Source organism: Kitasatospora sp. NPDC054939, from assembly GCF_053610105.1.
Window position 1 is genome coordinate 26,865 of the sequence record NZ_JBSGXP010000090.1, and the last position, 7,941, is coordinate 34,805.

The window sequence follows — 7,941 nt, forward strand, 5'->3', positions numbered from 1 at the left end:
GACCAGGACGGGGGCGTCTCCCCCGGCCCCGCGGGGGGCCCCCCGCCCGGTCCCGCCGGGCGGGGCCGCGAGCCGGGCCGCCACCGCCCGGTCCACGGCTCGGCCGGACAGGGCCTACGCGGTGGCCGCGCCGAACCAGCGGGGCAGGGCCGCGATCAGCTCCTCCTGGTCATCGCCGACCCAGGCCACGTGGCCGTCCGGGCGCAGCAGTACGGCGGGTGCGTCCAGTGCGGCGGCGGGGTCGGCGACGTGGTCGACCCGGTCGGCCCAGCCGGCGGCCGACAGCTTGCCGGTCCGGTCGAGGAGCAGCCCGCGGCCGGCGTGCATCCGGCCGTAGAGGCGCCCGTCGGTCAGCTCGACGTCGCGCAGGTGCCGGCCGAGGAGCCCGTGGCCCGGCCCGAAGTCGTAGCGGACGCCGATCGCGGTGATCTTCTCGATCAGGTACCGGTTGACCTCCTCGAAGTCCATCAGCTCCGCCAGCAGCCGGCGCACCGCCTGCGGGCCGGGCGCGGTGTCCAGCAGCAGCATCTGCGCCCGGGTGTTCACCAGGACGTCGGCCGCCACCGGGTGCCGTTCGTCGTGGTAGCTGTCCAGCAGCCCCGCCGGCGCCCAGCCGCGCACCTCGGCGGCCAGCTTCCACCCCAGGTTGTGGGCGTCCTGCAGCCCCAGGTTCAGTCCCTGTCCGCCGGTCGGCGGGTGGATGTGCGCCGCGTCGCCCGCCAGCAGCACCCGGCCGGTCCGGTAGCGCTCGGCGAGCCGGGTGCCGTCCCCGAAGCGGGAGAGCCGGCGGGGCGAGTGCACGCCGAAGTCGGTGCCCGCGTACGCCCGCAGCTGCCGCTTGACCTCCTCCAGGGTCGTCGGGGCCGTGCGGTCCTCCGCCACGCCGTCGGCGGGCACCACCACGCGGAACAGCCCGTTCCCCAGCGGCCCGACGCCGAACCGCAGCTGGGTCCGGCGGACCTCCGCGACGACGGCCGCCACCACCGCCGGATCCTCCGCGACCTCCATCTCGCCCAGCAGCGTCTCCACCCTGGACGGCTCGCCGGGGAACCCCACCCCGAGCAGCTTGCGCACCGTGCTGCGCGCACCGTCGCAGCCGACCAGGTGGCGCGAGCGCAGCCGGCTGCCGTCCGCCAGCTCGACGGTCACCCCGTCGCCGTCCTGCGCCAGCGCGACCAGCTCGCAGCCGCGCCGGACCTCGGTGCCCAGCTCGTCGGCGTGCTCGGCCAGCAGCCGTTCGGTGACGGGCTGCGGGATGCCCAGGACGTACGGGTGCGCGGTGTCCAGCCCGTCCGGCCACGGCTTGTCGATCCCCGCGAAGAAGCCGCCCACCGCGACCTGCCTCCCGACCGCGAGGAACCGCTCCAGCAGCCCCCGCTGGTCCAGCACCTCGACGCTGCGCGCGTGCAGGCCGAGCGCACGGATCTGGCCGGTGGGTTCCGCCTCCTTCTCCAGCACCACCACGTGCACGCCGTGCAGCCGCAGTTCGGCGGCCAGCATCAGGCCGGTCGGCCCGGCACCGGCCACGATCACGTCGATCATCGGAGATCCCCGTTCGGTTCTGGAGGGACGTCGGCCGGCGCCCGCGGCTCGCAGCGGCGCGCGGACCCGGTGGACCGGGAAAGTCCGCAGGTCCTGGCCTCGATCGACGATTCTGCGCCACCCCGGGGGCCTTGCGGCAAGCCCCCGGGCGCGCTATAGCTTGAGAGTGGCAGGGAGCGGGCGACCGCTGTCTGCCGTTCGTGTTTCCCGGGTGTCCGCGGCGGTCAGGCGCGCTCCAGCCCGACGGCGGGCAGCACACCGTCCACGACGGGCCCGCGCGGCAGCCGGCCATCATGGTGGACCCCGCCGACAGCCCGCCCGGGTCACCGGTCGAGGTCCTGGCCGGGGCGGCCGGGCGGGTGGCCCGGCTACCGGGCCGGGCCACCCGCCGTGCGGTGGGAGCCGGGGCTCAGGAGGCGCAGAGGGCGCGGTCGACCAGCCGGTGCAGGGCGGCGTCCTGGGTGGCGGCGGTCGCGGGGTTCGCCGGGCGGCTGTGAACGGCGACGGTGATGCTGCGTCGGCCGTCGGCGGTGGCGTAGGAGCGTACGGCGTAGCCGAAGCCGTTGCCGCCGTGGCCCACGACGCTGCCGCCGCAGGACAGCGGGGTGACGAAGACGCCCAGGCCGTCGCGGGTGGCGGCCGGCCAGCCGCGGTTCTCCGGGACGGCGACGGTGGTCAGCATCTCGTCGTACTGGGCGGCGGGCAGCAGCCGGCCGCGGGTCAGGGCGGCGAGGAAGCGGTTGACGTCGCGGGCGGTACCGGTCATCGAGCCGTCGGCGCCGCTGTCGAAGGGGCGGTAGGGGAGCGAGGTGTCGACCAGCGGGCCGTCGGGGGCGAACTGCTGGTAGTCGGCCGAGTGCGGCTGCGGCAGGTACGGGGAGCCGCTGGGCGTGTCGGTGTCCCGCAGGCCGAGGGGGCGCAGGATCCGCCGCTCCACCTCCTGCTCCCAGGTCCGGCCGGTGGTCCTCTCGATGATCATGCCGGCGAGGACGTAGTTGGTGTTGGAGTACGACCAGTCGGTGCCGACGGGGAACACCGGCGGGTGCTGCATGGCGAAGGCGACCAACTGCTCGGGCCGGTAGCTGCGGTCGCGGTTGGCGAAGTAGCCCTCGGCGGAGGCGTCCTGGAAGACGTCCGGCACGTACTCGGGCAGTCCGCTGGTGTGCCGCAGCAGGTCGCGGAGGGTGATGGTGCGCCCGTCGTTGCCCGAGCCGGTGACGGTGCCCGGCAGCAGCTCCTCCACCGTGGTGTCGAGGGAGAGCCGTCCCTCGCCGACGAGTTGGAGGACCACGGTGGCGACGTAGGTCTTGGTGATGCTGCCGATGCGCAGGAACTCGCCCTCGGGCACCGGGCGCCGGGTGGTCAGGTCGGCGACCCCGGACCGGGCGGTGCGTGCGCCGCGCGGGGTGTCGACCCGGACCGAGACGCCGGTGATGCCGGTGTCGCGCAGGGCGTCGGCCTCCTGCTGCAGCGTCGTGGGTGCGGGCGCGGGACGGGCGGCGGCCGGGGTGAGGGGGAGGGTGGTCGCGGCGACGGCGAGCAGCGCGGCGGGAAGGATCCTACGTCGGATGATCATGGATTGGACGCTACCCCCCGGCGGCCGACCGCCGACCAGGGGGGCCGCCCGAGGGCAGTCGGGGGAACGGCCGTCCGGGCACGGACGGAAGCGCCGCCCCGGCCGGACGGGGCCCGGCGGCCACTGCCCCCGCTCCCCGCCGCCCTCCGGCGCCCCGGTCGGCCCGGGGTCCGTCCGGCCCGGGAGAATCGCCGGTATGAACGGACACACGGACAGCGGGGAACGGCCCGACGCAGGCGCACCGGCCGCGGCCGAGCTGCGCCCCGCCCTGACGGCCGACCTCGGCGGGTCGGAACTGCTGCGCTGGTACTGGACGCTGGACGAGCTGACCGCACTCGCCCGGCGGCTGGACGTCCCGCGGGGCGGGGGCAAGACCGCCCTCGCCGCGCGGCTGGCCGCGGCCCTCGACGGCCGCCCGCTGCCCCCGGTGGTCGTTCGCCGCCCGCGTGCGGGTGCCCAGTTGGCGGCACCGGTGGACGCGGCGACGGTCATCCCGCCGGGACAGCGCTGCAGCCAGGTTCTCCGGGCGTACTTCACCGAGGCGATCGGCCCCGCCTTCCACTTCGACGCCTTCATGCGGGACTTCATCGCCACCGGCCACGGCCGCACCCTCGGCGACGCGGTGGCGCACTGGCGCGCGACCCGTGAACAGGCCGCGCAGCCGCAGGAGATCGGCGAGCAGTTCGAGTTCAACCGCTTCACCGCGGCCTGGCGCCGCGACCACCCGGCCGGCACCCGCGACGAGGCCCTCGCCGCCTGGTACGCGCACCGGGCGCGCCCCCGCGACGGGGCGTGAGACGGGCGGAGTCGTGCGCTGCGCCAGGCCCGGACAGGACCTGGTCGGCCGGGCCGCCGCGCCCAGGGCTTCCCGTGGCCAACCCCATCGACTATCGTCGATGATCGATGGATACCAGTGACCGCACCAGTACCGGCGTCGACGCCGAGACCGCCGCGCTGTACGCGACGTGGTTCAAGGCGCTCGCCGACCCCACCCGCATCCAGCTGCTGCACCTGCTGGCCGCCGAGGGCCGGCCGATGAGCGTGGGTGAGATCGTCGAGCTGTCCCCGGTGGGCCAGTCCACCGTCTCCCACCACCTGAAGGTCCTCGCCGACGTGCGCTTCGTCCTGCCCGAGCGGCGGGGCGCCTCCACCCGCTACCGGGTCAACCACTCCTGCCTGTCCGTCTTCCCCCAGGCCGTGCAGGCGATTCTGGGCGACCGGCCCGACCCCCGAGGAGGTGGCAGCGGTGCACGCTGACCTCGCCGTCGTCGCGATGGCCCCCGAGCACGCCGACCGGGTCCTGGCGATCTACCGGGCCGGAATCGACGAGGGGAACGCCACCTTCGAGACCGCCGCCCCGACCTGGGAGGCGTTCGACGCGGCCAAGCTCCCCGAGCACCGGTACGTCGCGCTCGACCGGGACGGCCTGCTCCTCGGCTGGGTGGCCGCGTCGCGGGTCTCCGACCGCTGCGCGTACGCCGGGGTGGTCGAGCACTCCGTCTACGTCCGCTCCGAGGCCCGCGGCCGCGGTGTCGCGGGCCTTCTGCTGCAGGCGCTGATCGCCTCCACGGAGGCTGCGGGCATCTGGACGATCCAGTCCGGCGTCTTCCCGGAGAACGCCGCCAGCCTCGCCGTCCATGCGCGCGCCGGCTTCCGCGTCATCGGCACCCGCGAACGCATCGGCCGCCACCGTGGCGTCTGGCGGGACGTTCTTCTGATCGAGCGCCGCAGCCCGGTCGTGCACTGAGCCGCGTACGGGCGTCCGGCTGCTTCCTGAGCCGCGTGCGGGGCTGGTCGTCCGCCGAGAACCTCGGCGCGGCACCGGTCGACGCGGATGGACGAGGCATTCCGTTCCCGGTCCGGGAGAGGCAGGCTGGAAGGGAGGCCGCCCCGCGGTCCCGGGGTGGATTCGGGACGAGCGGTCTCGCCGGACCGACGCCTTCGGGTGGCGGGAGGGAAAGACGCGATGACCGAACAGCCCGCTACGACGGATACCCGATGGCACCTTGCCGGCGACTGGTTCGACACGTGCAAGTGCACGATCCCCTGCCCCTGTACGTTCGCCCAGCCACCCACCTTCGGCGACTGCGAGGGCGTCCTCGCCTGGCGCATCCGGGAGGGCAGCTACGGTGACGTACGGCTCGACGGCCTCAACGTCCTGATGCTCGGCTCCTTCGTCGGCAACGTGTGGGCCGGCGAGCACACGGATCCGTACGCCGCCGTCTTCTTCGACGAGCGGGCCGACGAGCAGCAGCGGGCCGCGCTGGGGGCGATCTTCGGAGGGCAGGCCGGCGGATGGCCGGCGCAGTTCGGCGAGATGTTCGGCGCCGAGATGCGGGGCATGGAGTTCGCGCCGGTCCACGTGACCGTCGACGAGGACCTGGCCTCCTGGAGCGCGGAGGTTCCCGGACGGGTCAGGGCGGCCGCGGAGGCGCTGGCCGGGCCGACGACGCCCGAGGGCGCGCGCGTGCAGGTCCTCAACAGCCCGGGTGCGGAGGTCGGGCCGGGGCAGGTCGCCACCTGGGGGCGCTCCACCCGTGACCGGGCGGACGCGTTCGGCTTCAGCTGGGACCGCACCGGACGATCGAGCAAGCACTTCCCGTTCGACTGGAGCGGCCCGGACTGACGGACGGCCCCCGCTCCCGGCACGCTCCCCGCTCCCGGGCGTGCGGGCTACATCATGTCGCTCGGTGTCAGTCCCGGCAGCAGCCAGGGGTGGAACGGGGCCAGTACGGCCAGCACCAGGAACGCCAGGCCGGCCACCCGGGTCAGCAGCGGGCCGCGCTGCCAGAGCTTCTCCAGGAAGACCACCACGGCGATCCCCGCCATCGCCGCCACGTTCATCACGCCGAGCGGCACGAGCACCACCATCAGCGCCCAGCAGCAGCCCAGGCAGTAGCCGCCGTGGTGCAACCCGACCCGCAGGTCCCGCAGCGGCCGCCGGTAGCCCGCGTACCGCATCAGCTGCGCCATCGGGCTCCGGCAGTGCCGCAGGCACACGTACTTCAACGGGCCCAGCTGGTACAGCCCGGCCAGGGCGAAGGCGGCCGCGCCGATCCACCGTCCGGCGTCCGGATCCCCCTCCACCAGGTCGCCGGTGAGGGCGAGGCCGCCGTACGCCAGCAGCCCGAACGCCGTCCACACCAGCAGGTAGCCGCCGAGGAACTCCGCCGTGCGCGCCGCCCGCTCGGCGCCGCTCGACTGCCGCGCGATCCCCCGGGCCCACGTCACCGCCACCGGCGCCACCGACGGCAGCATCATCGCCGCCATCATGGCCAGCCACAGGACGAGGAAGAGCGGCAGCGCCATCCCCATGGTGCCCGGTTCGATCCCCATGTCCCGGGCCTGCCCGACCGTGAACACCCAGGCCAGGGCCGCGATCACCGCGATCAGCGACCAGGCCGCCGCGAGTTCCCTGGCCGGCATCAGCACCCCGGGGCGCAGCGGTTGCTTCTCCACGGTGACAGTACGCATGGTGATCTCCTGAGTGGCTCTTCCAGGACAGCACACCCGCGCCGCCGGCGAAACCCGGTCGCGGGCCGCCCGGTCGTCGTCCCGGAAAACCGGTTGGACGCGCAGGCGCCGGTTGGTACTGTGCGGAGTGCCGTGACAGGACCAGAGGAGGTGAGACCCGTGAACGCTGTATCGAGGCGGGTGCTCCCCCCTTTCCCCACGGTGGGTGACTGACCCAGGTGTCGTCGGAGCGCCTCCCCATCAAGGCACTCCCGAAAGGCACCCCTCATGAACTCCGTGCTGGTCACCCGCGTGACCGAGACCCAGTGGCAGGCCGTGTCCGACGATCGCATCGTCGGTCACGGCGATGTCTCCCAACGGCCCGACGGGCGGCGTTTCGTCAGCATCGACGTGTGGCAGGACGCGGCCTTCGGCCGACTCGCCGAGACGATCCTGGCGGACCTGCCGACCCCCCTCCACACCCTGGTCGGCGAGGCCGACCTCGACCTGCGGTCCCGCTGGGAGCGGGCCGGCTTCGCCGTCGGGCGCCGCGAGTGGGAGTACGTCCTGCCCACCGATCCGCGCGACACCGGGCTCGACGCGCCGCCCCCGGCGGGGGTGACGATCCTGCCCGGCACCGAGGCGGGCGAGGTCCGGCTGCGTGCACTGGACGCCGAGATCCGCGCGGAGGTCGGGGCGGCCGCGGGCTGGCAGACCATGCCGGCCGAGGTGCTGCCCGTCCCGGCCGGAGCGCTGCCCGTCGATCCGTCGACGTACACGGTGGCCGTCCGGGACGGTCGGTACGCCGGCCTGGTCCGGGTGGTGCCGGTGCCCCGCCGGGCGCGGATCGGGCTCGTCGCGGTACGGGCCGACCAGCAGCGGCGCGGCATCGGCCGGGCGTTGCTGGCCCACGCGCTGGGCGCGCTGCACCGTGCCGGGACCTCCTCGGCGTGGGCCGAGGCGGACACGTCCAACACCGCCGCGATCGCGCTGCTCGAAGGCTGCGGCGCGCAGCGGACCGGCAGCACCCTGGAACTCGTCCGGCTCTGAGACCACACCGGTCCCGACCGGCACCACACCCCATCGAGGAATCGAGAGACATTGCCAAGAACAGCGAACGGCCTCGAAGTCGAGGGCACCGTCGTCGAATGCCTGCGCAACGCCACCTTCAAGGTGGAGCTGCAGAACGGGCACCAGGTGCTCGCGCACATCAGCGGGAAGATCCGGAAGAACTACATCAAGATCCTCCCGTTCGACCGGGTGCTCGTGGAAGTCAGCCCGTACGACCTGACCCGCGGCCGGATCCTGTACCGGTACCGCACCTGAGCAGCCGCCGCCGTCCGGTGACCGCCGCCGGCCCGTACCCGCAC

9 protein-coding genes are annotated in these 7,941 nt (G+C 74.4%); 6 read left to right on the forward strand and 3 right to left on the reverse strand.

Going from position 1 to position 7,941, the window contains the following annotated elements:
* Positions 1-114 precede the first annotated feature (114 nt).
* Positions 115-1,542, reverse strand: coding sequence for a rifampin monooxygenase (rox, locus tag ACWGB8_RS24080; protein ID WP_452215638.1), 1,428 nt, complete (start codon positions 1,540-1,542; stop codon positions 115-117).
* A gap of 409 nt (positions 1,543-1,951) precedes the next feature.
* Positions 1,952-3,118, reverse strand: coding sequence for a serine hydrolase domain-containing protein (locus ACWGB8_RS24085; protein WP_452215639.1), 1,167 nt, complete (start codon positions 3,116-3,118; stop codon positions 1,952-1,954).
* Positions 3,119-3,314: 196 nt separating this feature from the next.
* Between ACWGB8_RS24085 and ACWGB8_RS24090 the strand changes: the two genes are divergently transcribed.
* The 4 genes from ACWGB8_RS24090 to ACWGB8_RS24105 all read left to right on the forward strand — a co-directional run bounded on the left by ACWGB8_RS24090 (position 3,315) and on the right by ACWGB8_RS24105 (position 5,744).
* Positions 3,315-3,914 (forward strand): DUF6434 domain-containing protein, encoded by a 600-nt coding sequence (locus ACWGB8_RS24090; RefSeq protein WP_452215640.1) that lies wholly within the window; start codon positions 3,315-3,317, stop codon positions 3,912-3,914.
* 107 nt (positions 3,915-4,021) lie between these two features.
* Positions 4,022-4,375, forward strand: a complete 354-nt coding sequence (locus tag ACWGB8_RS24095) for an ArsR/SmtB family transcription factor (protein WP_452215641.1) — start codon at positions 4,022-4,024, stop codon at positions 4,373-4,375.
* Between the two features lie 16 nt (positions 4,376-4,391).
* Positions 4,392-4,865, forward strand: a complete 474-nt coding sequence (locus ACWGB8_RS24100; protein WP_452215647.1) for an N-acetyltransferase family protein — start codon at positions 4,392-4,394, stop codon at positions 4,863-4,865.
* A 219-nt stretch (positions 4,866-5,084) separates the two neighbouring features.
* The gene (locus ACWGB8_RS24105; RefSeq protein WP_452215642.1) at positions 5,085-5,744 is read left to right on the forward strand and encodes a DUF1326 domain-containing protein; all 660 of its coding nucleotides are present in this window, start codon (positions 5,085-5,087) and stop codon (positions 5,742-5,744) included.
* Between the two features lie 47 nt (positions 5,745-5,791).
* Here ACWGB8_RS24105 and ACWGB8_RS24110 read toward each other — a convergent pair whose 3' ends face one another.
* On the reverse strand, positions 5,792-6,592 hold the full coding sequence (locus ACWGB8_RS24110; protein ID WP_452215643.1) for a DUF2182 domain-containing protein: 801 nt from the start codon (positions 6,590-6,592) through the stop codon (positions 5,792-5,794).
* Positions 6,593-6,859: 267 nt separating this feature from the next.
* On the opposite strand from ACWGB8_RS24110, the gene ACWGB8_RS24115 reads away from it, so the two are divergent.
* The gene (locus tag ACWGB8_RS24115) at positions 6,860-7,621 is read left to right on the forward strand and encodes a GNAT family N-acetyltransferase (protein WP_452215644.1); all 762 of its coding nucleotides are present in this window, start codon (positions 6,860-6,862) and stop codon (positions 7,619-7,621) included.
* 51 nt (positions 7,622-7,672) lie between these two features.
* Positions 7,673-7,897 (forward strand): translation initiation factor IF-1, encoded by a 225-nt coding sequence (gene infA, locus ACWGB8_RS24120; RefSeq protein ID WP_452215645.1) that lies wholly within the window; start codon positions 7,673-7,675, stop codon positions 7,895-7,897.
* Positions 7,898-7,941: the final 44 nt, after the last annotated feature.

What these genes read in the sequence shown, in the direction of transcription:
- ACWGB8_RS24100 (WP_452215647.1), top strand. Translation starts at nt 4,392, where the DNA reads ATGGCCCCCGAGCACGCCGACCGGGTCCTGGCGATCTACCGGGCCGGA.
- ACWGB8_RS24085 (WP_452215639.1), bottom strand. Translation starts at nt 3,118, where the DNA reads ATGATCATCCGACGTAGGATCCTTCCCGCCGCGCTGCTCGCCGTCGCC.
- ACWGB8_RS24110 (WP_452215643.1), bottom strand. Translation starts at nt 6,592, where the DNA reads ATGCGTACTGTCACCGTGGAGAAGCAACCGCTGCGCCCCGGGGTGCTG.
- ACWGB8_RS24105 (WP_452215642.1), top strand. Translation starts at nt 5,085, where the DNA reads ATGACCGAACAGCCCGCTACGACGGATACCCGATGGCACCTTGCCGGC.
- ACWGB8_RS24115 (WP_452215644.1), top strand. Translation starts at nt 6,860, where the DNA reads ATGAACTCCGTGCTGGTCACCCGCGTGACCGAGACCCAGTGGCAGGCC.
- rox (WP_452215638.1), bottom strand. Translation starts at nt 1,542, where the DNA reads ATGATCGACGTGATCGTGGCCGGTGCCGGGCCGACCGGCCTGATGCTG.
- ACWGB8_RS24095 (WP_452215641.1), top strand. Translation starts at nt 4,022, where the DNA reads ATGGATACCAGTGACCGCACCAGTACCGGCGTCGACGCCGAGACCGCC.
- ACWGB8_RS24090 (WP_452215640.1), top strand. Translation starts at nt 3,315, where the DNA reads ATGAACGGACACACGGACAGCGGGGAACGGCCCGACGCAGGCGCACCG.